Raw genomic sequence first — 24,093 nt, forward strand, 5'->3', positions numbered from 1 at the left:
CGCCCCCAGACCCCCGCTTTCGGCCCGAACGGCCTCGTCCTCAAACGCCGGACGGGCTGAAAAATCAACGCCCCGGGCGCACCGTCAGGTCGTTGACCTCCGCATCCCGCGGCAGGTCCAGTGCCATCAACATCGTCGTCGCGACCGACTCCGGGTCGATCCACTTCGACGCGTCGTACTCCTTGCCCTTGCCCTCCTGCTGGTGGACCTTGGCCTGCATGGGGCTGGCGGTGCGGCCGGGATAGACCGACGTGACGCGGACGCCGTTGCCGTGCTCCTCCTGGCGCAGCGAGTCCGCCAGTGCCTTCAGGCCGTGTTTCGAGGCCGCGTAGGCGGACCAGTCGGCATGGGCGTTCAGGCCCGCTCCGGAGTTGACGAAGACCACATGGCCGCGGGCGGCGCGGAGCTGGGGCAGGAAGTGGCGGGTCAGCTCGGCCGGGGCGATCAGGTTGACGTTGAGCTGGTGGCGCCAGGTCTTGGGCGTCAGCTCGCCGACCGGCCCGAGATCGACCACACCCGCGATGTGGAGCAGGGAGTCCACCCGGTCCGGCAGCGTCTGGTGCGAGAAGGCCCAGGACAGCTTGTCCGGGTCGGCCAGGTCGCCGACCAGCGTTCTCGCACCGGGAAACTCCGCCGCGAGTTCCTTCGCGCGGCCCGCGTCGCGCGCGTGCAGGACGAGTTCGTCCCCGCGCGCGTGGAGGCGGCGGGCGACGGCCGCGCCGATGCCGGAGCCGGCTCCGGTGATCACATGGGTAGCCATGCCCGCCATGCTCGCACCCGCGGGGGTCCGCGCAACGCCCCGCCCCGTTCCGCCGCCCGCTTCATGCGCGCGTCACTCGACGCCCTGGGTCTCCTCCAGGTAGGCCAGCGCACCCACCGGCTCCTCCGCGAAGAACACCAGGTCGGTGAGGGGCCGGGGCAGGAATCCCTCGTCCTCCATGCGCCGGAACTGCTCCTTGAGGCCGTCGTAGAAGCCCGCGGTGTTGAGCAGGACGACCGGCTTGTCGGTGTGGCCGTGCTTCTTCAGCTCAAGGATCTCGGTGGCTTCGTCCAGGGTTCCCGTCCCGCCGACCATGACGACCACCGCGTCGGCCTTCTCCAGGAGCAGCCTCTTGCGCTCGGCGAGGTCACGGGCGATCACCATCTCGTCCGTACCCGGCCGCGCCTTGGCCGCCAGGAAGCCCACGGAGACCCCGCACAGCCGTCCTCCGGCCTCCTGCACGCCGTCGGCGACCACCTTCATCAGGCCGACGTCCGAACCGCCCCACACCAGTGTGTGCCCGCCCTTGCCCAGCAGTTTCGCGAAGTCGCGCGCGGGGCGCGTGTAGCGGTCGTCGAGGTCGGCGGCGGAGAGGAAGACGCAGATTCGCATGCCCTCACCGTACGCGGGAAGAAAGGGGGCTCCGCGAACGCTTTTCCGGTATGACCGAAGGACACACGATCACCATCGAGCAGAGCGACCGGCACGTGCGCGTGGTGCACGGCGAGCAGGTCCTGGCGGAGAGCGAACGGGCCCTCGTCCTCAGGGAGACGGGCTGTCCGCCGCGGTACTACCTCCCCGCCGAGGACGTACGGCTCGATCTGCTGACCCCGTCCGACACCCACACCCACTGCCCGTTCAAGGGCACCGCGAGCTACTGGTCGCTGCCGGACGCGGCGGACCTGGTGTGGTCCTATCCCGAGCCCAAGCCCGAGGTCGCCCAGATCAAGGACCACCTCTGCTTCTACGAAGTCGAGGTGTCGTGAGCGAGGTCTTCAGCGCGTAAGGGCGATTATTTCCCTGCCTTGGGGCAGTCTCCACAGGCATGGACAAGAAGACCATTTCGCACGACGGCACCTCTCTCGCCTATCAACGCACCGGGGAGGGGCCCGCGGTCATCCTCGTCAGCGGAGCGATGTCGACGGGCGCCACCGTGGCGCCCCTCGCCGGGCCGCTCGCCGGTCGTTTCAGCGTCGTCTCCTACGACCGCCGGGGCCGCGGCGGGAGCGGCGACACCCTGCCGTACGCGGTGGCCCGCGAGGTCGAGGATCTCGCCGCGCTCATCGACGCGGTGGGCGGCGAGGCCTCGTTGTACGGCATCTCCTCGGGCGGCGCGCTGGTCCTGGAGGCGGCGGCGAGCGGGCTGCCGGTCCGCCGGGTCGCGGTGTACGAGGTGCCGTTCGCGGTGTACGAGGGCGGCGCCAAGGAGCGTGCCGAGTACACCGAGCGGCTCGAGGAGGCGCTCGGGCAGGGTCGGCGCGGGGACGCGGTCGAGCTGTTCCTCAGGCTCACCGGGCTGGCCGAGGAGATGATCCAGAGCGCCCGCAACTCCCCCATGTGGTCCGGCATGGAGGCGATCGCGCCGAGCCTTGCGTACGACAACGCCGTGATGGGAGACGGTCTGGTGCCGCTGGAGCGGCTGGCCGGGATCGATGTGCCCGTTCTGTCCCTCGCGGGCAGCGCGAGCCCTGCCTGGATGCGCGAGGCCGCCCGGGCGGTGGCCGAAACCGCACCCCAGGGAACGTACCGGATCCTGGAGGGACAGACCCACATGGTGGATCCGAACGTCCTCGCGCCGGCGCTGGCGGAGTTCTTCTAGGTGGGCACGCTCCCAGCTCATCGCTCCGGTGAGCAGGGGGCGGTGCCGTCCGTCGCCGGATCGGGTGCCCCAGAACAGTCGTGAGCGCAGCCTGGCCACCGGCATGCCGGAGATCAGCTTCCGGAACTGCTTCCGCCTTCCGTGCTTCTCCCGAGCGTGGAAGAGCAGCACGCGGATCGGCGCGTGCCGGACCTGCGCGTCACGAGGGTCGGCCGTGCCGGTCAGGTCGTGGCCGAACCGGAGGGGTTCGCCGACGGGGTTGCCGTGCTCGTCGAGGCGTCGGGCGGCGAGGGGGTCGGCGTTGGTGTCAGCCGGTTCGAGCTCTGGGCGCCTTTCCGGAGGCGGTCAGGCGACGGAAGTCGTCGTCCTCGCGCGCGTGGTCGTGGCGATCGTCGCCGAGCCCACCACGCGCGTGCCGTCGTACAGCACGATCGCCTGGCCGGGGGCGACCCCGCGGACGGGCTCCGCGAAGGAGACCTCCAGGATGCCGTCGACCGGTTCGGCGGTGACCTCGGTCTCGCCGCCGTGGGCGCGCAGCTGGGCGGTGTAGCTGCCGGGGCCGGAGGGGGCGGTGCCGCACCAGCGGGGCTTGATCGCGGTCAGGGCGGTGACGTCCAGGGCGTCGGCCGAGCCGACCGTCACCGTGTTGTCCACCGGCGAGATGTCCAGGACGTAGCGCGGCTTGCCGTCCGGTGCGGGGGTGCCGATGCGCAGGCCCTTGCGCTGGCCGATGGTGAAGCCGTACGCGCCCTCGTGGGTGCCCAGCTTGGCGCCGGACTCGTCGACGATGTCGCCCTCGGCCTTGCCGAGCCGGTTCGCCAGGAACCCCTGGGTGTCGCCGTCGGCGATGAAGCAGATGTCGTGCGAGTCGGGCTTCTTCGCGACCGCGAGGCCGCGACGCTCGGCCTCGGCGCGGATCTCGTCCTTGGTCGTCACGGTGTCGCCGAGCGGGAAGAGGGCGTGCGCCAGCTGCTTCTCGTCCAGGACCCCGAGGACGTACGACTGGTCCTTGGCCATGTCGGAGGCGCGGTGCAGCTCGCGGGTGCCGTCCTCGTTCACGATCACCTGGGCGTAGTGGCCGGTGCAGACGGCGTCGAAGCCGAGCGCGAGGGCCTTGTCCAGCAGGGCCGCGAACTTGATCTTCTCGTTGCAGCGCAGGCACGGGTTCGGGGTGCGGCCGGCCTCGTACTCGGCGATGAAGTCCTCGACCACGTCCTCGCGGAAGCGGTCGGCGAGGTCCCAGACGTAGAACGGGATGCCGATGACGTCGGCGGCGCGGCGGGCGTCCCGCGAGTCCTCGATGGTGCAACAGCCACGCGCGCCCGTGCGGAAGGACTGCGGGTTCGCGGAGAGCGCGAGGTGGACGCCGGTGACGTCGTGACCGGCCTCCGCGGCGCGGGCGGCGGCGACGGCGGAGTCCACTCCGCCGGACATGGCGGCGAGTACGCGAAGGGGGCGGGGGCGCTGCGAGATGTCAGTCATAGCCCTTCAAGAGTACGGGGACGCGGGAACCGGAGCCCACGAGTATCCGTTGGTGATCGCATGGGGGCGGGCAGGAGTGACTCGGACCGGCGGATCGGGCGCCGTGCGCTGCTGGTGGGCGGGGCGGCGGCCGCGGTCGGCGCGGCGGTGCCGGCGCGCGAGGAACTGTCGCACCTGTGGTGGCGGCTGCCGGGGGTGGAGAAGCCGCGCACCCCGGGTGCGGTCGACTTCCGGGGTGCGATGGGGGTCCCCCCGCTCGAGCGAAGCCGAGAGTGGGGGAGGGTGGCGGCCTCGCCCGCGAACTACCGGCGGGCCGACCGGCCGGACGACTACTCGATGGACCGCGTGATCATCCATGTCACCCAGGGCGGCTTCGCAAGCGCGGTCAAGGCCTTCCAGGATCCGGACCACAAGGCCGCGGCCCACTACATAGTCCGCAAGGACGGGCACGTCACCCAGATGATCCGCGAGCTGGACGTGGCGTTCCAGGCGGGCAACCGCGAGTACAACGAACGCGGTGTCGGCATCGAGCACGAGGGCTTCGTGGAGAACGGATCGTCCTTCAGGGACGCGATGTACGCCTCCTCGGCGCGGCTGACGGCGGGGATCTGCAAGCGGTACGGCATACCCGTCGACCGGGAGCACATCATCGGGCATGTGGAGGTGCCGGGGACGGACCACACCGATCCGGGGCGGTACTGGGACTGGGACTGGGACCGGTACATGGGGCTCGCGCGGGCGGCGAAGACACCGAAGTCGTAGCGGACCTACGAAGTCGTTTTCTCAGGTGAGCCCGGCCGCCCGCGCCCGCTCGACCGCCGGGCCGATCGCCTTCGCCAGGGCCTCGACGTCGGCCTCCGTGGAGGTGTGGCCGAGGGAGAAGCGCAGGGTGCCGCGGGCCAGGTCGGGGTCGGTGCCGGTGGCCAGCAGGACGTGACTCGGCTGGGCGACGCCCGCGGTGCAGGCGGAGCCGGTGGAGCACTCGATGCCCTGGGCGTCGAGGAGCAGCAGCAGGGAGTCGCCCTCGCAGCCCGGGAAGGTGAAGTGGGCGTTGGCCGGGAGGCGGTCCACCGGGTCCCCGCCCAGGATCGCGTCCGGAACCGCCGTGCGAACGGCCTCGACCAGGCTGTCGCGCAGGACGCCGATCTCCCGCTCGAACCACTCGCGCTGCTCGGCGGCGAGGCGTCCGGCCACCGCGAAGGAGGCGACGGCGGGGACGTCGAGAGTGCCGGAGCGGACATGGCGCTCCTGGCCGCCGCCGTGCAGGACCGGCACGGGGGTGTACTCGCGGCCGAGGACCAGCGCACCGATGCCGTACGGACCGCCGATCTTGTGCCCGGAGACCGTCATCGCGGCGAGTCCCGAGGCGGCGAAGTCGACCGGGACCTGCCCGAAGGCCTGGACCGCGTCGGCGTGCAGTGGGATGTCGAACTCCCGTGCCACGTCGGCGAGTTCACGGACCGGCATGACCGTGCCGATCTCGTTGTTCGCCCACATCACGGTGGCCAGGGCCACGTCGTCGGGGTTGCGGACGATCGCCTCGCGCAGCGCCTCGGGATGGACCCGTCCGTACGGGTCGACCGGGAGGTACTCGACGGTGGCGCCCTCGTGTTCGCCGAGCCAGTGCACGGCGTCGAGGACGGCGTGGTGCTCGACGGGGCTGGCGAGGACGCGGGTGCGGGCCGGATCGGCGTCGCGGCGGGACCAGTACAGGCCCTTCACGGCGAGGTTGTCGGCCTCGGTGCCGCCGGAGGTGAGAACGACCTCGCTGGGGCGGGCGCCGAGCGCTTCCGCAAGGGTCTCGCGGGCCTCCTCGACGGTACGGCGGGCCTGCCGGCCGGAGGCATGGAGGGAGGAGGCGTTGCCCGTGACGCTCAGCTGGGCGGTCATCGCCTCGACTGCCTCGGGGAGCATCGGGGTGGTCGCGGCGTGGTCGAGGTAAGCCATGGTGGGGCCGATTCTACGGGGCCCCCGTCGTCGGCCGTACGTCCGGACCGGGCGGCTCGGCGACCGGGCCCCGTCGTCCTCGGGGAGGTCGGCCGTTCGTCATGGTGTGCCTCGGGCTCACAGGCTCCACGAGACGGTGTTGGACAGCTGCATGGCGATCACCAGGACCGCCAGGTCGGCCACACCCAGGGCCATGCCCAGGTACGCGCGGCCCCGGCGGGTGGTGCCGCACCAGAGGGCGACGGCGGCCAGGACGATGGCGACGGGGCCGAGGAAGATGTTCAGCACGAGGAGGCCGAGAAGGCCGAGGATGAAGGACGCGACGGCCATGCCGTCGGCGTCGCGGGCGGGCTTGCGGGTGGTGGTGTCGGTACGGCTCGCGGCCGGGGCGGTGAGTTGCATCGTGCTCAGCTCCAGGAAGCAGAAGGTCGGAAGTCGGGTCGGGCGGTCGACTCGGCGGTCAGTTGGCCGAGGTGCGGCGGCTGTGGCGCTCGCGGGCGGCGAAGATGCCGAGCCAGACGGCGATGCCGACGGCCACGAGAGCGGTGACGGTCAGCGGCGCGTGGGCCACGGTGCCCAGGACGACGCCGAGCAGCATGAGTGCGGCGACGAGGAACAGCATGGGATTCGATCCCCCTCCGTGCGCCCCGGGAGGGCGCCTCTGGTTAAGTTTCGGTGAACGGTTGTAGTAACACTTGTTCACTGACTCCAGAGTCTAGCGCGCCTGACGGCTTTTCAAATCCGGAGAACAGTTGTTAACTGGATGACATGAGTCACACCCTCGGCATCCGGCAGGCCCAGAAGCAGAAGACCCGTCAGGCACTCCTGGACGCGGCACTCGGTCTGCTGGAGGAGCAGAGCCTGAGCAGTCTGGGCCTGCGCGAGGTCACGCGCGCCGTGGGCGTCGCCCCGACCGCCTTCTACCGCCACTTCCGCTCCATCGCGGATCTCGGCACGGCCCTGGTCGAGGAGGCGCTGGGCAGCCTGCACCCGATGATCCGGACGACGGTGTCCGCGGCCGACTCCAGCGAGGAACGCATAGCGCGCGCCATCGAGTTGATCGCCGGCCATGTGGACGGGTACCCCGCTCATGTCCGTTTTATCGCCCGCGAGCGACACGGCGGGGTGCAGCCGGTGCGGGACGCCATCCGGGACCAACTGGCCCGGTTCGCCGAGGAGGTGAGGGACGAGCTCGCCAAGGACCCGGAGTCCGAGGGCTGGAGCGACGACGACCTCCTCATGCTGGCCCATCTGTACGTGGACCAGATGCTGATCACCGCCTCGCTGTTCCTGGAGGCCCTGGAGGGCACCGAGGCGGACCGGGAGAGCGTGGCGCAGGTGGCGACGCGTCAGATGCGGCTGATCAGCATCGGGCGCCACCACTGGCTCGACTGAGATCGGGCAGTACGCAGGGGCGGTCAGTTCTTCGTGGCCTGAGCGGTGGGAGCACCGCTGGGCGCGGCACCGCCGCCGGGGCCGCCCTGACCACAGCCGCCGCCCTGCCCGCCTCCGCCGGGACCGCCCTGAGCGCTGGGCGCGCCGCTGGGCATGCCCGAGGGGGCGCCGGCCGGCCTGGCGGTGGCGTTGCCCGTGGGCGCGCCCGAAGGAGCACCAGAGGGGGCGCCGCCAGGGCGCCCGGAGGCGTTGCCGGTCGGTGCCTGACAGGCCTGCTGCTGCCCGGAGTTGCCGCTGTTCGAGGACGACGACGAGTCGCCCGAGCCGCAGGCCGCCAGGACCAGAGGCGAGAGCGCCAGCAGAGCCACTGCGGGGACGAGACGCACGCGCTTCATGAGAAACAACTCCAAGGAAGATGAAGGGAGATGAAGGGAGATGAGGGAGCCTCGAGTGCGGGAACTCAATCAACGGCGCTTAGGGCTTCCTTGGGGGCGGTCTGTCCCTCGCCTGTGACTCAGGCAAAGGGGACCTCAAGAGGCCGCGCTGACCTGCGGCTTCACCGACCGCTCTCGCCCACTCGCTGGTACAGGTCCGTGACAGAAGCGGCCGCGGCGGCCAGCTCCGCGCGTACCTCGGGCGGCGAGAGGACCTCCACGTGGTCGGCGAACTGCAGCAGCTGGCGCGCCTGGCCGACGACGCCGTACGAGAGCCGCGCGGTCACCCACTCGCCCTCGCCGTCGTCGTCGGGCAGTTCGGAGAGCTGCGAGGCGTGCAGGCGCAGGAACATGTCGAGGCGGTCGCGGCGGACGCGGACGGTGACGTCGAGCCCGCCGGGCCGCTCCTCGACCTGGCGGCGCAGCACCTCCCAGACATCGGCGAGTTCGACCCCCGGCCGCCGCTTCACCCCGTCGTCCAGCACGGTGGCGGACCGCACCCGGTCGGCGCGGAAGAGCTGCGGTTTCCCGCGCCGGTCGGCGACGAGGTACCAGATGCCCGCCTTCGACACGAGCCCGTACGGGTCGACGGTGTACGTCCGCGCCTCCTGTGCCCCGCTGTGCCGGTAGCGCAGCCGCAGCCGCCGGTCGGCGAAGACGGCGTCCTGCAGGGTGTCCAGGTCGACGGCGGGCTGCGGACCGCCCTTCCAGCGCGTGGCGTCGACGAGGATGCGGCGGGAGGTCACCTCGGCGGCGGGGCGGTACGGCGCCGGCAGCGCGGCCATCACCTTGCGCAGCGCCGAGCCGAGCGCCGCGTCCAGGCCGAGCGCGGCGTGCGCGCCCTGGGCGGCGAGGATGAACAGGGCGCGGGACTCGTCGGCGGTCAAGCCCGTGACGTCCGTACGGAACCCGGCGAGCAGCTCGATGCCGCCGTGCCGCCCGCGCTCGGCGTAGACCGGGACACCGGAGGCGGACAGGGCCTCGACGTCCCGGTAGATGGTCCGCACCGACACCTCCAGCCGGTCGGCGAGTTCGTGCGCGGGCACACGGCCGCGGGTCTGCAGGAGCAGCAGGATCGAGAGCAGTCGGTCGGACTTCACGGCACCAGAATCGCGCCGCGCGAAGGTCGCCCGCAAATGTTGACGGAAACTGTCAGGTTATGCGGCGACTCTCTGACCCGAGCCCTTCAGAGAGAGGTCCCCATGAACGCGATGAACGCCATCGACCCCCGTCCCGTGTACACCCGCGCCACCGAGCAGGCGGCGGCGCTCATCAAGACGGTACGTCCCGAGCAACTGGCCGGCCCGACCCCGTGCACCGAGTTCGACGTGCGGACCCTGCTCGGTCACATCGTCGGCGGCAGCCTGCGCATCGCGGTGGTCGGCGAGGGCGGCGACGGGCTCGCGGTGCGCCCGTTCACGGACGATGTGGCCGACGACGACTGGACGGCCGTGTACGACGAGGTCCGCACCCGGGTCCTCAAGGCCTGGGCGAGCGACGACCGTATGCAGGCCCCGGTGCGCGTCCCCTGGGGCGAGGTCCCGGGCCACGCGGCCCTGTCGGGCTACGTGATGGAACTGGTGACCCACACCTGGGACCTCTCCGAGTCCCTCGGCCACCCCCTGGACCTCGACCCGGACCTGGCCGAGTTCGCCCTCACCACCGCCCGCCGCGTCCTGCCCGAACCGCAGCGCGACGAGCAGACCCCCTTCGCCGACGTCCTGCCGGCCCCTGAAGGAGCCGACACCTACCGGCAGTTGGCAGCCTGGCTCGGACGAGCACCACTGAGCCGGGCCTGAGTCTTTCAGCCCGTCCGGCGTTTGAGGACGAGGCCGTTCAGGCCGAACGGGGGTCTGGGGGCGGCAGCCCCCAGGCGCGCCCCGCTCAGCCGAGCCTCACGCGGGCCAGCTGGCGGGACTGGGCCACCAGGCGGTCGTTGCTGTCCCAGACCTCCGCGTCCTCCTCCAGGAAGCCGCCGGCCAGGTTGCGGGTGGTGATCGAGACGCGGAGGGGGCCGGGGGCCGGGCGGGAGCGGACGTGGACCGTGAGCTCCACCGTGGGCACCCAGCCCTTCAGGCCGAGTTCGAAGGCGGTGGGCGGCAGTGCGTCCACCGCCAGGAGGAGGGAGAGCGGGTCGGCGTCCCGGCCGTCCGCCAGACCGAACCAGGCGCGCATCTCGCCCTTGCCGGACGGTGCGCCGACCGCCCAGCCGAGGGTGGCCGGGTCGATCCTGATCATCAGACGGTCGGCGATCGCCGAGCTGCCGGAGACGGGAGCCCCACCCGACGGTAGTCGGATATCAGATGCAGTGTCCTGGGGGCCGAAGCACTGGTCCATGGGCGGGAACGCCGGCGGGACAGCCGTCGTGCGCACGTCGTCCGGCAGAGCGTCCAGGTCGCCGTAGGAGGCGAGGACGCGGATGCGTTCCACCTCGCGGCCCTGGTCGTCGTGCTGGAAGAGCGAGGCCTGGCCGGTCGACAGGGTGCGGCCCGTGCGGACGACGTCGGCGCGGACGACCGCCGGGCCCGGCTGGGACGCCGTCAGATAGTGCGCCGAGATCGTGAACGGGTCGGCGTGCGGCAGGACGTCCGCGAGCGCGCGGCCCAGGACGGCCAGCAGATAGCCGCCGTTGACGGCGTTGATGATGGTCCAGCCGGCGGAGAGGTCGATGTCGTACACGCCGGGTGCGCGCAGGACGAGCGCGGTGTCCCGGTCGAACTCGCTGTCACCGATGGCGGCCCTGGTGGCCTGCACGGAAGCTGCTTCTGACATGCCTGAACCGTACAACGAGAAATTACTAAGCGGTAGCTTTTCAGGTTACGGGCGCATGACACATTCGTTCGGCCGCCGCCCTCCCGGGTGAGGTTCCGGCAATTTCTTGGTAAGTGCCCGCACTCGTCCTCAACCCCGAGGCGCCTCTCCCCCTCTATGGGGACATGAGCCTCACCGGGACTCCGTTCCTCTACACGCTGATCGTGCTGTTCGCGATCGCTCTGATACTGCCGCTCGTCCTGTGGACGCGGATGCGCGGGCCAAAAGCCCTGCGCATGGCGGCCCGGGTGTTGATGCTGCTGTTCGCCCAGGGGACGGCGGTCGCGCTGGTCTTCGTCTTCATCAACAACGCGAACAACCTCTACGACAACTGGGCCGACCTGCTCGGCACGGGCAACCATGTGCAGCAGGCGGCCAACCTGGGTGCCGACGGCACCGGCGGAATAGCGCTGAAACAGTTGCCCAAGGTGAAGCAGGACTTCACCCCGGCCACCGGCCCGGGCATGCGCGGCGTGCGCCAGACCGAGCTCAAGGGCCGCGTCTCCGGCGTGAACGCCGAGGTCTATGTGTGGCTGCCGCCGCAGTACGACGAGCCCGCCTACCGCAACCACAACTTCCCCGTGGTCGAGCTGCTCCCCGGCTACCCGGGCTCGGCGAAGGCGTGGTTCGGGTCGATGAAGGTGACCCAGCAGCTGGCCCCGCTGATGCGCAGCGGACAGGTCGCACCGTTCATCCTGGTCGCCCCGCGCACCAACCTGCTGGCCGGCGTGGACACGGGCTGCGCGAACATCCCGGGCCAGGTCAACGCCGACAGCTGGCTCAGCATCGACGTGCCGAAAATGGTCATGGACAACTTCCGTGCGCAGCCGGCCCCCAAGGGCTGGGCGACCGCCGGATACTCGGCCGGGGCGCACTGCGCGGTCAAGCTGGCCGTCGCGCACCCGAACCGCTACATGGCCGCGATCAGCATGTCCGGCTACAACGACCCGATCGGCGAGCGCAACTCCCTCGCCGCGCAGAACCCGACTGTCCGGGCCGAGAACAACCCCTTCATGCTGCTGAAGAAGTCGCCCACGCCGCCCCGGATCGCTCTGTACGTCTCCGGCCAGCCGCGTGACGGCTACGAGGCCGGCGTAGGCCTCGAACAGATCGCGAAGGCGCCGACGACGGTGCATGTCGTCTTCATCCCGAAGAGCGCGGGTGGCCACACCATGGCGCTGTGGCGTCCGCAGGTCGTCCCGTCGTTCCGCTGGCTCTCCCTGGAGATGGGCCAGCACCACCTGCGGGCCCGGAACGCTACTCCTCCCGCACAGTCGACCGGCGGTTCCACGCACGCGGCGCTCGCCAGTGGTACTTCATCGCAAGCAGGCGCAACACGAAGGCGGTGACGACCGCGAGTCCGCTGGTGAAGGGGGTCAGGGCGTCGTAGCGGATGCACAGGACGGCCATGGTGGAGCCGACGATCGCTGGGACCGCGTACAGATCGCGGTCCCAGCGCAGCAGTGACGGCACCTCGTTGGCGAGGACGTCCCTGAGCACACCGCCCCCGACGGCGGTGGCGAGGCCGAGGGTCGCGGACTGGGTGAGGCCGAGACCGTACTCGTACGCCTTGATCGTCCCTGCGACGCAGAAGAGACCGAGGCCGGCCGCGTCGAAGACGTTGACGGCCACCTGGATGCGCTCGACGTGCGGGTGCAGGAAGACGACCATGAGGGCGGCGAGGAGCGGGGTGATGAAGTAGCCCAGGTCCGTGAAGGCGGCCGGGGGCACCGCCCCGATGATCAGGTCCCGGAACAGCCCTCCGCCCAGCGCGGTGACCTCGGCGAGCACGGCGATGCCGAAGACGTCGAAGTTCTTGCGGACGGCCAGCAGCGCGCCGGAGATGGCGAACACGAAGATGCCGATGAGGTCGAGCGTGTGCTGGACGGAGGGGCCGAAGAGTTGCTGGAGCACCCCACATTCTTACTCGGGGGTCCTCACGGTCCTCACAGGGCCGGTTTGCCGGTGGTGTAGATCCACTTCTGGAACAGGTCGTCGAGGTTCTGCCCGGAGATCTTCTCGGCCAGCCGGACGAACTGCCCGGTGTTGGCGTTGCCGTAGCGGTGGATCCTCGTCCAGGTCGGCAGCAGCTCGAAGAACGCCTTGTCGCCGATGCGTTCACGCAGCGCCTGCAGTGTCATCGCGCCTCGCTGGTAGACCGCGGAGGCGAACATGGTGTCGCGCTGCGGGTCGGCGACGGTGATCTGCCAGAACGGGTTGTCGGCGGCCCGGGAGTTGTATGCGGCCAGGAAGGAGTCGTGGGCGCTGCGGGTGCCCTGGTGCTCGGCCCACAGCCACTGGGCGTAGGTGGCGAAGCCCTCGTTGAGCCAGATGTCCTTCCATCGCTCGACCGAGACCGAGTCGCCGAACCACTGGTGGGCGAGCTCGTGCACGATCGTCGTCTCGCTGCGCACGGCCGAGTACGCCGGCTTGCTCTGGACCTCCAGCGAGAACCCGGCCTGGGGCATGTCGTCGACGATCGCGCCGGTCTCCTCGAAGGGGTACGGCCCGAAGACCTGCGACCAGTAGTCGGTGGCCGCCGCGGTGACGGCGTACACGTCGACGCTGTTGCTGTTCGCGAGCACCGGGTCGATGGCGACGTAGATCGGGATCCCGGAAGGTGTGGTGCCGGTCTTGACGTCGAACTTCCCGATGGTGGCGGTCGCGAGGTAGGTGGCCATGGGCTTCGACTCGCGCCAGTGGCTGTACGTCGAGTCGCCCTTGTCGTACGTCGAGACGAGGCGGCCGTTGGAGACGCCGGTCAGACCCTTGGGCGCCTTGATACGGATGTCGTACGTCGCCTTGTCGTCGGGGTGGTCGCTGGACGGGAACCAGGTGGAGGCGGCGTTGGGTTCGCAGGCGACGAAGACGCCGTCGGGGGTCTTCATCCAGCCGTAGTCGGAGCCGAAGACGATGGGGCCGTTGAGGGGTTCGGGGACGCCGCCGTAGGTGACGGTGACCTTGAAGGTGTGCCCCTTGGGGAGCACTCCCTTCGGCGTGATGCGCAGTTCGTCGCCGTCCCGGGTGAACTCGGCGCGTCTGCCGTTCACTTCGACCCCGGTGACCTCGAGCTTCTGCAGGTCCAGGTCGAAGGAGGAGAGGGTCTGGGTGGCTCGGGCGGTGAGCGTCGTACGGCCGTCGAGGCGGTCGGTGTCCGGGTTGTACGCCACGTCGAGGTCGTAGTGACGGGCGTCGAAGCCGCCGTTGCCGAGGTTGGGGAAGTAGGTGTCGCCGATGCCGGGAGCGCCCGGGGTGGGGGCCGGTGAGGCGGCGATGACGAGGAAGGAGGCCGCCGCGGTGGCGACGGCCCCTAAGCGTGCCGAACGGGAGAGTGCCATGAGTGGCCCCTTCGGTGCGTAGTCCGATCAGACGTATACGCCCGACTCTGCGCTCCCCTATGCCGACATGTACATGACTTTACCAAGTCGTCATGTGCTACACGACCATTGACTCCTGACGACAGTCTTTCCCGGCTCTGGTGAGGCGGAACGTCTGAAGGCCCATGCGTGCCGGCCGCATATCACGCGTCAGTACCCGAGGCTTTTCGCTCATTGGGCATGGATTCCTACGTTCTGGTGACCATCCGGACGGAGAACGGGCCGGAGTACCCGAAAGCACCCCGGCCCGCCAGTACGACGCGATCTCAGCTGTGGACTGTCTGTTTGACGCCATTGTTGTCGGTGATACTGACGGAAACGCGCCACCGTGTCCGCTTGTCGACCTCGATCTTGACCGTACCGCCGAACTTCCGGCCATCCAGGTCTTTTGCCTTCATTGAGGCACCATAGGTGGCACTGTCGTCACACAATTCGATCCCGGCGCCCAGCGCTGTCCCATTACTGACCTTCAGACCGCCCGAGGGACCGAGACAGTCGTACCGCACGGACAATGCGGCAATCCGGTCCGCAGCCACGGGCAGCTTCACCGTCCCCGGACCCAGCCGACCCGGTGTCTTCGCACCCTCGTCAGGATTGTCCGGATCGGACACCAGCGCCGCCTTCGAGGCACTCGGCGAAGGCGGCGCACTCTTCCCGCCGCTGCATCCGGACACCGAAATGGCGGACACCACCAGCAGAACGGTCCCTGCGCTGCGCGTCAGCTTGCCCCGTGCCACGTCTCGCGACCCTGGTAGACCAAGTGCGCCGTTCCCTTTTCCAGCACCTTGGTGGTGCAGTTGGGCTCGGTGGTGTTGAGGTTCCACTTCGTGTACCTGGCCTTCACCCCAGCGTGCAGGTAGCCGTGCCTCATCGTGTCCGGCACCTTCCATGACCACGTGTAGGTGGAGTCGTTCGTCCACTGCCAGGCGAAATGGTAGTCGAACGTAGCCGACGCCTTGGCGAACACCACCTTGGCTTCGGCGCCGACCGTCCCGCCGACCGTCGACGTCGTCGTCTTCCCCTTGTGGAAGGTGATGCTGATCGTCGTGCCGCTGTCGCCGCCGGAACGGGGTTCCATGTCCCTGTAATACGTGTAGCTGCCCGAGAAGTCGTAGCCCTTGTCGGGCGGGCACATCGCCGGATGGGCCGTCCCGGCACTGGCGGGTACGGCACCAACAGCGGCAAGCGTGGCGACGGCGCAGCCGACTGCGACGATCTTTGGTATGGAACGCACGTGTTTCCCCGTTTTTCTCGCGATGAAAGGGGCCTCATCGACCACCAGGAACTGATCTTATGGAGCAACTCGACTTCATGTCTCCGCAGTTGAGTGAAACATGAGGTTCAGGTGACCCTGGCCTCGATCTTTCGCGCGCCCGAAATTCCCGTACCACATTCCGGCATTCTGGAACACCAGGGGACGATGTCCGTGGCGGAAACAAAGCTGCCGCCGCTGGAATCCAGCCCGACAAGAAAGAGCCCCTGTCAGTGCTGACAGGGGCTCTTTCTTGTCGGGCTGCCGGCCCGGGCACACAAGTGGTCAGTTCTGCCCGTCGGTCGACTCCTGGGCGCCCGCTTCCGCCTCTGCGGAGCCCGTGCTGTCGGAGGTCTCGTCAGAAACCGCGGCCGCCTCGGAAGAAGCCTCCGCGACCTCCGCCGCCACCGCCGCCGAGGTCTCCGCCGACTCCGCGAGCACCTCGTCCGCGACCAGCTCGGCCGCCTCCTTGGCGACCGTCAGCAGGACGGTGTCCTGCGGGGCCTGGTCCGCGAAGCTCTCCGGGTGGTGGCAGGCGACCTGCTGGCCGGGCTTGAGCTCGACGAGCTTCGGCTCGGTCGTCTTGCAGATCTCCGTCGCCTTCCAGCACCGGGTGTGGAACCGGCAGCCGCTCGGCGGGGAGATCGGCGAGGGCACGTCGCCCTTGAGCAGGATCCGCTCGCTCTTCTCGTTCTTGCGCCGCGGGTCCGGGATCGGCACCGCCGACATCAGCGCCTTGGTGTACGGGTGCATCGGCGCCCGGTACAGCGACTCGCGGTCGGCCAGCTCCACGATCTTGCCGAGGTACATCACCGCGATCCGGTCCGAGACGTGCCGGACGACGGAGAGGTCGTGCGCGATGATCACGTACGTCAGGCCCAGCTCCTGCTGGAGGTCGTCGAGCAGGTTGACGACCTGGGCCTGGATCGACACGTCCAGCGCGGAGACCGGCTCGTCCGCCACGACCAGCTTCGGGTTCAGGGCGAGCGCGCGGGCGATGCCGATGCGCTGGCGCTGACCGCCGGAGAACTCGTGCGGATAGCGGTTGTAGTGCTCGGGGTTGAGGCCCACGACCGACAGCAGCCGCTGCACTTCCTTCTTGATGCCGCCCTCGGGCTCGACGCCCTGCAGCTTGAAGGGGGCGCCGACGATCGTGCCGATGGTGTGGCGCGGGTTCAGCGAGGAGTACGGGTCCTGGAAGATCATCTGCACATCGCGGCGCAGCGGACGCATGCCGCTCACCCCGAGGTGCGTGATGTCCTTGCCCTCGAACTCGACCTTGCCGCCGGTCGGTTCGAGCAGTCGGGTGATCAGCCGGCCCATCGTCGACTTGCCGCAGCCGGACTCACCCACGACGCCGAGGGTTTCGCCGGCCTTGACCTCGAAGTCGATGCCGTCGACCGCGTGCACGGCCCCGACCTGCCGCTGGAGCAGGCCCTTCTTGATCGGGAAGTGCTTCTGGAGCCCGGTCACCTTCAGCAGGGTCTCGCCGGGGGCGGCGCCCTTGGTGAGGGTGGCACCGTCGCTCTGCGCGGGAAGGGTCACGGCTGTGTCCTTAGGGGTCTCGCTCACAGCTTCGGCGCAATCTCTTCGGTCCAGATACGCTCCCGCTGCTCCTGCGTCATGTGGCAGGCGGCCCAGTGCTGGCTGCCGACCTCGGTCAGCTCGGGGCGGACCGTGCGGGTGACGTTGTCCTTCGGGATGTCGGCGTACGGGCAGCGCGGGTTGAAGGCGCAGCCGGACGGGACGTTGATCAGGGAGGGCGGGGAGCCCTTCACCGGGATCAGGCGCTCCTGCTGCTCCCGGTCCAGACGCGGCATCGAGCCGAGCAGGCCCCAGGTGTAGGGGTGGCGGGGCTCGTAGAACACCTTCTCCGCCGGACCGCGCTCGACGCAGCGTCCGCCGTACATCACCAGGATGTCGTCGGCGAGCTCGGCGACGACGCCCAGGTCGTGGGTGATGATGACGACCGCGGAGCCGAACTCCTTCTGCAGATCCCGGATCAGGTCGAGGATCTGCGCCTGGACGGTCACGTCCAGGGCGGTCGTCGGCTCGTCCGCGATGAGCAGCTCGGGGTTGTTGACCAGCGACATCGCGATCATCGCGCGCTGGCGCATACCGCCGGAGAACTCGTGCGGGTAGCTGTCCACCCGCTTGTCCGGCTGCGGGATGCCCACCCGGTCGAGCATCTCGACCGCGCGCTTCTTCGCGGTCTTCTTGTCGACGTCGTGGTGGATGCGGTACGCCTCCACGATCTGTTGGCCGATCGTGTAGTACGGGTGCAGCGCGGACAGCGGATCCTGGAAGATCATCGCCATCTGACGGCCACGCAGCTTGCGCACCTCGTCAGGGTCGGCGGTCAGCAGCTCGGTGCCGTCCAGCCAGATCTCACCGGAGATCTGCGCCTTGCGCTTGCCGTACTGGCCGGCCGTGTGCAGACCCATGATGCCGAGCGAGGTCACCGACTTGCCGGAACCCGACTCGCCCACGATGCCGAGGGTCTTGCCCTTCTCCAGCTTGAAGGAGAGCCCGTCGACGGACTTGACCAGGCCGTCGTCGGTCGGGAAGTGCACCTTCAGGTCGCGCACTTCGAGGAAGGCGGATGGCGACGGCGAGGCGGTGGTGGGCTCGCCCACGGCTGCTCCGGTCTTGCTCAGTTCCGTCATGTGAGCCTCACTCGGGGGTCGATCACGGCGTACAGGACGTCCACCACGAGGTTGGCGACGATCACCGCGAGCGAGGTGATCAGAGTGACGCCCAGGATGAAGGGCAGGTCCTGGTTCTTGATGGCGTCGAGCACCTTCTGGCCGAGACCGGGCAGGCTGAACGTGGTCTCGGTCAGGACCGCGCCGCCGATGAGGGCGCCGAGGTCCATGCCCAGCATGGTGATGATGGGCGTCATCGTCGAGCGCATGGCGTGCTTGCCGATGACGATCTGCTCCTTGAGACCCTTGGCGCGCGCGGTGCGGATGTAGTCCTCGCCGAGGATCTCCAGCATGGTGGCGCGAGTGATCCGGGCGTACATCGCCGCGTACAGGAAGGCGAGCGTGACCCAGGGCAGGATCATGCCGCCGAGCCAGCCCCCGAAGCTGTCGCCGATGGACACGTACTGGCCATTGATCCAGCCCAGTCCGTAGCTGAAGATCGCCAGGCTGAGCAGACCGGTGAAGTAGATGGGCAGCGAGACACCCGCGAGGGCGACGACCATCGCGCCACGGTCCCAGAGGCTTCCGCGCTTCAGGGCGGAGAGGACACCCGCCGCGACACCGAAGACCAGCCACAGGATCGCGGCTCCGATCGCCAGCTCCAGGGTCACCGGGAAGCGGTCGGTCAGCACCGGCCAGACGGCCTGCTCGGTGCGGAAGGAGTAGCCGAAGCAGGGCGCGGCGCAGTGGGTCACGTCACCGCCGGCCGCGTAGGTGCGGCCCACGAAGATGCCCTTGAAGAAATGCCAGACCTGAGAGTAGATCGGGTCGCTCAGGCCCAGCTTCTGCCGGACCGCCTCCACGGCGGCGGGGTCCGCCTGCTTGCCCACGAAGTTACGGGCGAGGTCGACGCCCGCCCACTTGGGGACGAGGAAGAAGATGCAGAAGACCACCAGGATGATGACCACCAGCATCACTACGGCGGCGATCAGCCGCCTGATGAGGTAAGCGAGCACAGCTAACGGCCCGCCGCGGACCGCGGGCCACCGGGGGGTGTCCGGTGGCCCGCGGTCACGCCGCGCCGGCCTTCACCTGCCTTTCGTGCCGTTCGGCGGGTGTGCCGGGATTACTTCGTTGACTTCAGGCCGAGGTTGACGAAGTCGTACGTACCGCTGTAGCCGTTCGTCGTGTAGACGTTGGCCAGTCGCGAGGAGCGCCAGTCGATGAACTTCTCGAAGACGAACGGCAGGTAGTAGCCGCCCTCCATCACCTTGTGGTTGATCTGCGTGGCGATCTGGGTCTGCTGCGACGCGTCCGTAGCCTTCACGTACTGGTCGAACAGACCGTCGATCGTCTTGTCGTTGATCATCGCGAAGTTGTTGTTGCCGCTCTGCGTGATGTACTTGCTGTCCCAGATCGGCAGACCGTAGCCCTGGACGGACGGGAAGTCCGGGCCCCAGCCCATCACGATGATGCCGTAGCCCTTCTTCTTCACGTTGTCGGGGCTACCGATGACGCTGGCGTAGTTCGCGCCGTCGTACTGGTCGATCTGGGCGTTGATGCCGACCTTCTTCAGCGACGCCTGCAGCGACTGGGCGGTGGCCACCTCGGTCGGCTTGTTGTTGCGGACGGCGATGGTGGTGCTGAAACCGTTCGGCTGGCCGCAGGCCTTGAGCTCTTCCTTGGCCTTGGCGATGTTGCCGTTCTTGTTCGCGCCGGCGATCTGGAACGGGTCGTACTTCTGGCCCTCGGCACCCGGCACGGCCGGCGGCAGCATGTTGGTGCCGATGTCACCGCCGGCGATCGGGCCGCCGCGCGCCGTCTGCAGGGAGACGTGGTCGGCGCCGTAGATGGCGGCGTTGCGGCAGTGGATGTTGTCGAACGGCTTCACGGTCTGCGGGAAGGCCGCGTAACGGATGTAGCCGGACGTCGGGTTGTCCAGGTTGCCCTTGTGCTGCTTGAGCGCGATGGTGCGACCCTGCGGCGACATGCCGTTCTGGCTGAAGTCCAGGTCGTAGTCACCGGCGATCAGGCGCTGGTCCATGTCGTCGGAGTTGGTGAAGTACTTGATGGAGATCTGGTCCGGGTACGCCTTGCGGACCGGGTCCGAGGACGCGCTCCACTTGTCGTTGCGGACCAGTTCCAGTTCCTTGCCCGGCTCGTAGGACTTGAACTTGTACGGGCCGGAGGAGAAGGGGCGCAGGCCGTACTTGGACTTGGTGTCCTTGTCCTGGCGGACCGGGGACGCCGCAGGCATGGCGATCATCTGCAGGAAGTCCGAGTTGGCCTCGGGCAGGTGGAAGACGATCGTCTTGTCGTTGGGCGTGTCGATCGCCTTCAGGCCCAGGTGGTCCGCGGAGGTGTCCTTGTACGGGCCCTTGTACGTGTTCTTCGGGTCCAGCACGTTCTTGAGGTAGATCGGACCGCCCGACAGGACGTCCTGCGCCCAGGAGCGCTCGATGCCGTACTTGACGTCCTTGGAGGTGAGCGGCTTGCCGTCCTCCCAGGTGAGCCCGTCACGCAGGGTGAAGGTGTAGGTCTTGCCGCCGTCGGAGACCTTGCCCATGTCGGTGGCCAGGTCCGGCGTGAGCGTGGACCCCGCGGCACCGGGCTCGGTCTTGTAGGTGACCAGCTGACGGCTGTAGTAGCGCATGAAGTTCCACACCACGCCGTAGTAACCACGCGTGGTGTCCCAGGAGTCGGCGTCCTGGACGGTGGCGAACTTCAGCGTGCCGCCCTTCTTGACCTGCGAGGCCTCGGCGACCTTGTTGTTCGCGGCGTTGAAGCCGGCCGCGCCGTCCTTCGAGCCGCCGCTGTTACCGCCGCCGCACGCCGCCGTGGTCAGCAGCCCGGCGACCACGGCGGCAGCGGCCACGGCCTGCTTGCGCCGCCCTGAGGTGCGTTGGGTAGTCACGATCTCGGATCCTCCGAATAGATGAGAGACCCCGTGGGTGCCACGGGTTGCCGGGGTACGGCAGGTCAGCGGGAGCCCTTGGGGTCGAGCGCGTCGCGCACGCCGTCACCGAAGAGGTTGAACGCAAGGACGGTGATGAAGATCGCCGCGCCGGGGACCACCATGTACATGGGGTCCGAGTTGTAGTAGTCGATGGCGCTGGAGAGCATCTGGCCCCAGGAGGCCGTGGGGGGTTTGACGCCCACACCCAGGAAGCTCAGGGCCGCCTCGGTCAGGATGTTCGTCGGGATCATCATCGTCGTGTAGACGATGATCGGCGCCACGAGGTTGGGCAGCAGCTCCTTGAAGAGGATGTAGAACCGCCCGGCGCCGAGGGAGCGGGCCGCCTCCACGTACTCGCGCTCGCGCATCGAGAGCGTCTGGCCGCGCACCACGCGTCCGACGTAGGGCCAGCCGAAGAAGCCGATGACCAGGATCATCACGAAGACGCGCACGCCCGTACCGCTCAGTCCCAGCATCTCGTTCGGCATGACCGAGACCAGGGCGATGATGAACAGCAGCTGGGGGAAGGCGAGCAGGCCGTCCATCACCCGGCTGATGACCGAGTCGACCCAGCCGCCGAAGAAGCCGGCGAGGATGCCGAACACCGTGCCGAAGACCACCGCGACAAGAGCGGAGAGGAAGCCCACGAGGAGCGAGATCTGGGCGCCGTAGACGATACGGGCGAAGATGTCGCGGCCGTTGACCGGTTCGACGCCGAGGAGATGGCTGCCGCTGATGCCGCCCAGGGAACCGGTGGGCGTTCCGAACAGCGGGTCGATCAGGTTCTCGTGGTACGAGTCGGGGTCCTGCCCGACCAGGTTCGTGATCACCGGCGCGAGGATCGCCACCAGGACCAGCAACAGGACCACGATGCCACCCGACAGGGCGAGTTTGTCCCGCTTCAGTCGTTCCCAGGCGATCCGGCCCAGGGAACGCCCCTGTACGGCCTTCGCGTCGGCGCTGGCAACGGCCGCTTCCTCGGCAGCACTCGCGGCCGCTTCCGCAGTCGGCTCGTGCAATGGTGCCGTCATCTGGCAGGGACCCCTCTTCGATTCAACCGGCGGTGGCCGGCTCGCACATGCCGCTGTGGCGGCGTGATCAGTCCGTCGTACACGGGGGCGAACCCCCCTGGAGCGGGAGTCTTCAACGCTTTGGCGATCTGTTGCCAGACTTGGCGGTGAATGGATGCGTAAACGTGATGCAGGCTGGAGGGTTCCGTTATCCGGACACCGGGTAACGACGGCCGGACGTGGGTCATTTCGGACATCTAGTGCAGAACCCGACCTTCCGGCGCCATCTACGCGCGCAGACCGGCTCCCGCCCTGGTACGGACCAGGCCTGCGTCTCAGTATCCGCCATGCACCGGCGGGTACCCGTACCCGGCCGCCGGGGCCTGGGCCGGAGCGGCCGCGTGGGCCTCGCGGTCGTAGAAGGGGCGGGCGCTCTCGCGCATCCACAGCGCGACGGGGTCGTACTCGTCCGACATCGCCACCGTCGACACCGGCAGTCCGTCCGGGACGGCGCCGATGGACTGCTGCATCATCGCCCGCACCGAGTCCACCGCGGGCGGGCTGGTGTCGTACACGTCCAGGCCGATGGCGAGGTACGGCGCCCCGAGCGCCGGCTGCACCCAGGCGCGGCGCAGCGAGCGGACGGCCGGGGTGCGGTGGGCGTTCTGCGCGAGCAGGGCGTAGAACTGCGGGATCTCGATCGCGGGTTCCGACATCCGCAGCGGGCCGGCCGCCTGGCGCTCCAGGCCGGTTGCGATACGGCGGAGGTCCAGCCAGGGGATGCCCACGCCACCGCCCGGGGCGTGCGGGTTGAGCCAGAGGCCGAAGTGGTCGGGGTACAGGGTCCGGGCGACGTCCAGCCCGTCGACCACCTCGTACGATCTGTTCCAGCCGCTGGCCGAGAGTTCCTGGGCGGAGGTGACGCACGGGGCGTAGCCGTAGCCGTTGACCTCCATGTTTCCGTACTGGGCGTCCGGGGAGCCCGCCTGACCGTGCCACAGGAGCATCCAGACCTGGCCGGAGCCGGGGGTCGCGAGTGCGCGGAGGAGTGCCTCGTAGGCGTCGTAGCGCCCTGGCGTCACCTGGCGCAGCATGTTCTCGACCGTCCCGGTCGTGGTGCCGCTGGCGCTCACGTGTGTGCCCCTTCTCATGGTTGCCCCGCGTGGACACAAGCTTAAGCGCCCAGGAACTCGAGGCTTGTTGTGTGTTGGCGAGTGCGGGTGCATCGTGGCTGGCCGCTCCCCCACTCTCGGCTTCGCTCGAGCGGGGGGACCCCCATCGCGGCGGAGCCGCACATCGATACGGCCCCGCGCCCCTGGGGGCGGCTGCCCTGCACGGCGTTTACAGGTGATCCCTCGTATAGAAGGGGCGTACCTGCTCGCGCATCCAGGTCGCCACCGGGTCGTCCGTCACGTCCAGGAGGACCAGGTTGACGGGCCAGGGGGTGGGGGTTCTGGTGATGGCGCGGCCCAGCGCCTCCAGAGGCAGGGCTCTGATGTCGCCCTCCCGCTGGGAGAGTTCGACGCCCACGAACATCACCGGGTCCGCCGTCTCGACGGCGGCGAGGCAGCGGCGGGCCGTGACGACCACGCCTGTCCCGGCGAACTCGGCGGAGGCCGCGGCGAGGAAGTCGATGGGGTCGTCCTGCCAGTCCGGCTCGAAGAGCTTGACGCGGCCGCCGGAGGCGGGCCCGTCCAGCGGGGTGCGGCCCACGCGGCAGAGTTCGGCGACGGCGGGCGGCGGGAGCGGGATGCCGACCACTCCGTCCGGGTTCACGGCGAGCCCGACCTGCGGGGGCAGTCCGCGGGCGAACTCGACGGCCGGGGCGATCGTGTACGACATGTGGAAGCCGACGACCTGCCGGAACTGCTCCTCGGAGCTGAAGACCGGCACATAGGCCTGGCCCTCGATCTCCAGCGTCGGCAGGTCGAGGGGGCCGCTGTTCAGGTCGCCGCCGTTCGGCAGCGGCACCCAGACGAAGCTGCGGCCGAGCACCTCGAGGATCCGGCCGCCCGCCGAGGGTATGCCGAGGGAGGCCGACAGCACCTCCTCCAGCTCGTTGCCGGGCCATCCGCCGTGCGGATGGGGGTGCGCCTGCAAGGGAAAGTCCGCGGGAAGATCCGCTGCGAAGTCCATCTGTGTCCGACCGCCTGCTGAGAACCACTGCTGTGGCTGGAAAGGCTAGCGGGTGGGAGGGACAAAGGG

General features: G+C 69.1%; 26 protein-coding genes and 1 pseudogene. 6 read left to right on the forward strand and 21 right to left on the reverse strand.

Features of this window, described 5'->3' with window-relative positions:
• Nucleotides 1–64: 64 nt before the first annotated feature.
• Nucleotides 65–769 carry an SDR family oxidoreductase gene (locus tag AB0N07_RS40080; RefSeq protein ID WP_365843956.1) on the reverse strand — a complete coding sequence of 235 codons (705 nt, stop codon included), beginning with the start codon at nucleotides 767–769 and terminating at the stop codon, nucleotides 65–67.
• Nucleotides 770–832: 63 nt separating this feature from the next.
• The gene (locus AB0N07_RS40085; RefSeq protein WP_365843958.1) at nucleotides 833–1,372 is read right to left on the reverse strand and encodes a TIGR00730 family Rossman fold protein; all 540 of its coding nucleotides are present in this window, start codon (nucleotides 1,370–1,372) and stop codon (nucleotides 833–835) included.
• Nucleotides 1,373–1,422: 50 nt separating this feature from the next.
• On the opposite strand from AB0N07_RS40085, the gene AB0N07_RS40090 reads away from it, so the two are divergent.
• Nucleotides 1,423–1,746: a DUF427 domain-containing protein gene (locus AB0N07_RS40090; RefSeq protein WP_365843960.1), complete on the forward strand. Its 324-nt coding sequence runs from the start codon at nucleotides 1,423–1,425 to the stop codon at nucleotides 1,744–1,746.
• Between the two features lie 59 nt (nucleotides 1,747–1,805).
• Nucleotides 1,806–2,579, forward strand: a complete 774-nt coding sequence (locus tag AB0N07_RS40095; RefSeq protein ID WP_365843962.1) for an alpha/beta hydrolase — start codon at nucleotides 1,806–1,808, stop codon at nucleotides 2,577–2,579.
• 19 nt (nucleotides 2,580–2,598) lie between these two features.
• Here the strand turns inward: AB0N07_RS40095 and AB0N07_RS40100 are convergent.
• Nucleotides 2,599–2,888 (reverse strand): annotated as a pseudogene (locus tag AB0N07_RS40100) (IS200/IS605 family accessory protein TnpB-related protein); the annotation flags it as partial.
• Between the two features lie 36 nt (nucleotides 2,889–2,924).
• On the reverse strand, nucleotides 2,925–4,061 hold the full coding sequence (mnmA, locus tag AB0N07_RS40105; protein ID WP_365843964.1) for a tRNA 2-thiouridine(34) synthase MnmA: 1,137 nt from the start codon (nucleotides 4,059–4,061) through the stop codon (nucleotides 2,925–2,927).
• A gap of 60 nt (nucleotides 4,062–4,121) precedes the next feature.
• Here mnmA and AB0N07_RS40110 point away from each other — a divergent pair, with 60 nt between their 5' ends.
• The gene (locus tag AB0N07_RS40110; RefSeq protein WP_365843967.1) at nucleotides 4,122–4,823 is read left to right on the forward strand and encodes an N-acetylmuramoyl-L-alanine amidase; all 702 of its coding nucleotides are present in this window, start codon (nucleotides 4,122–4,124) and stop codon (nucleotides 4,821–4,823) included.
• Nucleotides 4,824–4,844: 21 nt separating this feature from the next.
• Here AB0N07_RS40110 and AB0N07_RS40115 read toward each other — a convergent pair whose 3' ends face one another.
• From AB0N07_RS40115 to AB0N07_RS40125, 3 genes are all read right to left on the reverse strand, one after another.
• The gene (locus AB0N07_RS40115; RefSeq protein ID WP_365843970.1) at nucleotides 4,845–6,008 is read right to left on the reverse strand and encodes a cysteine desulfurase family protein; all 1,164 of its coding nucleotides are present in this window, start codon (nucleotides 6,006–6,008) and stop codon (nucleotides 4,845–4,847) included.
• Nucleotides 6,009–6,125: 117 nt separating this feature from the next.
• Entirely contained in the window at nucleotides 6,126–6,410 is a 285-nt protein-coding gene (locus AB0N07_RS40120; RefSeq protein WP_365843972.1) for a DUF4190 domain-containing protein, read from the reverse strand.
• A gap of 58 nt (nucleotides 6,411–6,468) precedes the next feature.
• Nucleotides 6,469–6,630: a hypothetical protein gene (locus AB0N07_RS40125; protein WP_181922309.1), complete on the reverse strand. Its 162-nt coding sequence runs from the start codon at nucleotides 6,628–6,630 to the stop codon at nucleotides 6,469–6,471.
• 146 nt (nucleotides 6,631–6,776) lie between these two features.
• Between AB0N07_RS40125 and AB0N07_RS40130 the strand changes: the two genes are divergently transcribed.
• Nucleotides 6,777–7,403 (forward strand): TetR family transcriptional regulator, encoded by a 627-nt coding sequence (locus AB0N07_RS40130; RefSeq protein ID WP_365843974.1) that lies wholly within the window; start codon nucleotides 6,777–6,779, stop codon nucleotides 7,401–7,403.
• Between the two features lie 23 nt (nucleotides 7,404–7,426).
• Here AB0N07_RS40130 and AB0N07_RS40135 read toward each other — a convergent pair whose 3' ends face one another.
• Together AB0N07_RS40135 and AB0N07_RS40140 are read right to left on the reverse strand one after the other, a co-directional pair.
• A complete protein-coding gene (locus AB0N07_RS40135; RefSeq protein WP_365843976.1) occupies nucleotides 7,427–7,798 on the reverse strand; it encodes a hypothetical protein in 372 nt (123 codons plus the stop codon).
• A gap of 161 nt (nucleotides 7,799–7,959) precedes the next feature.
• The gene (locus tag AB0N07_RS40140) at nucleotides 7,960–8,937 is read right to left on the reverse strand and encodes a YafY family protein (RefSeq protein ID WP_365843978.1); all 978 of its coding nucleotides are present in this window, start codon (nucleotides 8,935–8,937) and stop codon (nucleotides 7,960–7,962) included.
• Nucleotides 8,938–9,048: 111 nt separating this feature from the next.
• Between AB0N07_RS40140 and AB0N07_RS40145 the strand changes: the two genes are divergently transcribed.
• Complete coding sequence (locus tag AB0N07_RS40145) at nucleotides 9,049–9,636, forward strand: TIGR03086 family metal-binding protein (RefSeq protein ID WP_365844016.1); 588 nt, start codon at nucleotides 9,049–9,051, stop codon at nucleotides 9,634–9,636.
• 85 nt (nucleotides 9,637–9,721) lie between these two features.
• Here AB0N07_RS40145 and AB0N07_RS40150 read toward each other — a convergent pair whose 3' ends face one another.
• The gene (locus AB0N07_RS40150) at nucleotides 9,722–10,609 is read right to left on the reverse strand and encodes a thioesterase family protein (protein WP_365843980.1); all 888 of its coding nucleotides are present in this window, start codon (nucleotides 10,607–10,609) and stop codon (nucleotides 9,722–9,724) included.
• 164 nt (nucleotides 10,610–10,773) lie between these two features.
• Here AB0N07_RS40150 and AB0N07_RS40155 point away from each other — a divergent pair, with 164 nt between their 5' ends.
• Nucleotides 10,774–11,997, forward strand: a complete 1,224-nt coding sequence (locus AB0N07_RS40155) for an alpha/beta hydrolase-fold protein (RefSeq protein ID WP_365843982.1) — start codon at nucleotides 10,774–10,776, stop codon at nucleotides 11,995–11,997.
• Here the strand turns inward: AB0N07_RS40155 and AB0N07_RS40160 are convergent.
• The 11 genes from AB0N07_RS40160 to AB0N07_RS40210 all read right to left on the reverse strand — a co-directional run bounded on the left by AB0N07_RS40160 (nucleotide 11,906) and on the right by AB0N07_RS40210 (nucleotide 24,024).
• Nucleotides 11,906–12,562 (reverse strand): trimeric intracellular cation channel family protein, encoded by a 657-nt coding sequence (locus tag AB0N07_RS40160; RefSeq protein ID WP_365843984.1) that lies wholly within the window; start codon nucleotides 12,560–12,562, stop codon nucleotides 11,906–11,908. The two genes, AB0N07_RS40155 and AB0N07_RS40160, sit on opposite strands and share 92 nt — an antisense overlap.
• A 32-nt stretch (nucleotides 12,563–12,594) precedes the next feature.
• The gene (locus tag AB0N07_RS40165; RefSeq protein WP_365843986.1) at nucleotides 12,595–13,986 is read right to left on the reverse strand and encodes a M1 family metallopeptidase; all 1,392 of its coding nucleotides are present in this window, start codon (nucleotides 13,984–13,986) and stop codon (nucleotides 12,595–12,597) included.
• 305 nt (nucleotides 13,987–14,291) lie between these two features.
• Complete coding sequence (locus AB0N07_RS40170; RefSeq protein ID WP_365843988.1) at nucleotides 14,292–14,762, reverse strand: hypothetical protein; 471 nt, start codon at nucleotides 14,760–14,762, stop codon at nucleotides 14,292–14,294.
• A complete protein-coding gene (locus AB0N07_RS40175) occupies nucleotides 14,744–15,259 on the reverse strand; it encodes a hypothetical protein (RefSeq protein ID WP_365843990.1) in 516 nt (171 codons plus the stop codon). Before AB0N07_RS40175 ends, AB0N07_RS40170 begins: the two co-directional genes overlap by 19 nt.
• A gap of 303 nt (nucleotides 15,260–15,562) precedes the next feature.
• The gene (locus AB0N07_RS40180; RefSeq protein ID WP_365843992.1) at nucleotides 15,563–16,822 is read right to left on the reverse strand and encodes a dipeptide ABC transporter ATP-binding protein; all 1,260 of its coding nucleotides are present in this window, start codon (nucleotides 16,820–16,822) and stop codon (nucleotides 15,563–15,565) included.
• A gap of 23 nt (nucleotides 16,823–16,845) precedes the next feature.
• Complete coding sequence (locus AB0N07_RS40185) at nucleotides 16,846–17,943, reverse strand: ABC transporter ATP-binding protein (RefSeq protein WP_365843994.1); 1,098 nt, start codon at nucleotides 17,941–17,943, stop codon at nucleotides 16,846–16,848.
• Complete coding sequence (locus AB0N07_RS40190) at nucleotides 17,940–18,938, reverse strand: ABC transporter permease (protein WP_365843996.1); 999 nt, start codon at nucleotides 18,936–18,938, stop codon at nucleotides 17,940–17,942. The genes AB0N07_RS40185 and AB0N07_RS40190 overlap by 4 nt, the downstream gene beginning before the upstream one ends.
• A 110-nt stretch (nucleotides 18,939–19,048) precedes the next feature.
• Nucleotides 19,049–20,836, reverse strand: a complete 1,788-nt coding sequence (locus tag AB0N07_RS40195; RefSeq protein WP_365843998.1) for an ABC transporter substrate-binding protein — start codon at nucleotides 20,834–20,836, stop codon at nucleotides 19,049–19,051.
• Between the two features lie 65 nt (nucleotides 20,837–20,901).
• Nucleotides 20,902–21,909, reverse strand: coding sequence for an ABC transporter permease (locus AB0N07_RS40200; RefSeq protein WP_365844000.1), 1,008 nt, complete (start codon nucleotides 21,907–21,909; stop codon nucleotides 20,902–20,904).
• Between the two features lie 314 nt (nucleotides 21,910–22,223).
• Nucleotides 22,224–23,021, reverse strand: a complete 798-nt coding sequence (locus AB0N07_RS40205; protein ID WP_365844002.1) for an enhanced serine sensitivity protein SseB C-terminal domain-containing protein — start codon at nucleotides 23,019–23,021, stop codon at nucleotides 22,224–22,226.
• Nucleotides 23,022–23,229: 208 nt separating this feature from the next.
• Nucleotides 23,230–24,024: an enhanced serine sensitivity protein SseB gene (locus AB0N07_RS40210; RefSeq protein WP_365844004.1), complete on the reverse strand. Its 795-nt coding sequence runs from the start codon at nucleotides 24,022–24,024 to the stop codon at nucleotides 23,230–23,232.
• Nucleotides 24,025–24,093: the final 69 nt, after the last annotated feature.

It is taken from the genome of Streptomyces sp. NPDC051172 (assembly GCF_040682555.1).
Taxonomy (GTDB): Bacteria; Actinomycetota; Actinomycetes; order Streptomycetales; family Streptomycetaceae; genus Streptomyces.

Coding starts and splice junctions, on each gene's coding strand:
- AB0N07_RS40080 (WP_365843956.1), bottom strand. CDS start 769: ATGGCGGGCATGGCTACCCATGTGATCACCGGAGCCGGCTCCGGCATC.
- AB0N07_RS40085 (WP_365843958.1), bottom strand. CDS start 1,372: ATGCGAATCTGCGTCTTCCTCTCCGCCGCCGACCTCGACGACCGCTAC.
- AB0N07_RS40090 (WP_365843960.1), top strand. CDS start 1,423: ATGACCGAAGGACACACGATCACCATCGAGCAGAGCGACCGGCACGTG.
- AB0N07_RS40095 (WP_365843962.1), top strand. CDS start 1,806: ATGGACAAGAAGACCATTTCGCACGACGGCACCTCTCTCGCCTATCAA.
- mnmA (WP_365843964.1), bottom strand. CDS start 4,061: ATGACTGACATCTCGCAGCGCCCCCGCCCCCTTCGCGTACTCGCCGCC.
- AB0N07_RS40110 (WP_365843967.1), top strand. CDS start 4,122: ATGGGGGCGGGCAGGAGTGACTCGGACCGGCGGATCGGGCGCCGTGCG.
- AB0N07_RS40115 (WP_365843970.1), bottom strand. CDS start 6,008: ATGGCTTACCTCGACCACGCCGCGACCACCCCGATGCTCCCCGAGGCA.
- AB0N07_RS40120 (WP_365843972.1), bottom strand. CDS start 6,410: ATGCAACTCACCGCCCCGGCCGCGAGCCGTACCGACACCACCACCCGC.
- AB0N07_RS40125 (WP_181922309.1), bottom strand. CDS start 6,630: ATGCTGTTCCTCGTCGCCGCACTCATGCTGCTCGGCGTCGTCCTGGGC.
- AB0N07_RS40130 (WP_365843974.1), top strand. CDS start 6,777: ATGAGTCACACCCTCGGCATCCGGCAGGCCCAGAAGCAGAAGACCCGT.
- AB0N07_RS40135 (WP_365843976.1), bottom strand. CDS start 7,798: ATGAAGCGCGTGCGTCTCGTCCCCGCAGTGGCTCTGCTGGCGCTCTCG.
- AB0N07_RS40145 (WP_365844016.1), top strand. CDS start 9,049: ATGAACGCCATCGACCCCCGTCCCGTGTACACCCGCGCCACCGAGCAG.
- AB0N07_RS40150 (WP_365843980.1), bottom strand. CDS start 10,609: ATGTCAGAAGCAGCTTCCGTGCAGGCCACCAGGGCCGCCATCGGTGAC.
- AB0N07_RS40155 (WP_365843982.1), top strand. CDS start 10,774: ATGAGCCTCACCGGGACTCCGTTCCTCTACACGCTGATCGTGCTGTTC.
- AB0N07_RS40165 (WP_365843986.1), bottom strand. CDS start 13,986: ATGGCACTCTCCCGTTCGGCACGCTTAGGGGCCGTCGCCACCGCGGCG.
- AB0N07_RS40185 (WP_365843994.1), bottom strand. CDS start 17,943: ATGACGGAACTGAGCAAGACCGGAGCAGCCGTGGGCGAGCCCACCACC.
- AB0N07_RS40200 (WP_365844000.1), bottom strand. CDS start 21,909: ATGACGGCACCATTGCACGAGCCGACTGCGGAAGCGGCCGCGAGTGCT.
- AB0N07_RS40210 (WP_365844004.1), bottom strand. CDS start 24,024: ATGGACTTCGCAGCGGATCTTCCCGCGGACTTTCCCTTGCAGGCGCAC.